The sequence below is a fragment of the Pseudomonas sp. SIMBA_068 genome (genome assembly GCF_046534705.1).
Taxonomy (GTDB): Bacteria; Pseudomonadota; Gammaproteobacteria; order Pseudomonadales; family Pseudomonadaceae; genus Aquipseudomonas; species Aquipseudomonas putida.
On the sequence record NZ_JAWRYI010001886.1, the window covers coordinates 1 to 229 of the forward strand.

Sequence of the window (229 nt, forward strand, 5' to 3'; positions counted from 1 at the left end):
GCCAGAACGCGCTGAAACTCAATCAGCTGCAAACGCTGGTGCTGGATGAAGCCGACCGCATGCTCGACCTGGGCTTTTCCGAAGAACTGGCGAACATTTACCGCATGCTGCCGAAAAAGCGTCAGACGCTGCTGTTCTCCGCGACCTTCTCCGATGACATCCGCCTGCTCGCCGGGCAGATGCTCAACGACCCGCTGAGTATCGAAGTCAGCCCGCGCAACGTCGCTGC

At 59.8% G+C, this 229-nt stretch carries 1 protein-coding gene; it reads left to right on the top strand.

Features of this window, described 5'->3' with window-relative positions; translation table 11 throughout:
* A partial coding sequence (locus SB756_RS36320) for a DEAD/DEAH box helicase (RefSeq protein ID WP_410914101.1) occupies positions 1-229 on the top strand: 229 nt, incomplete at both ends.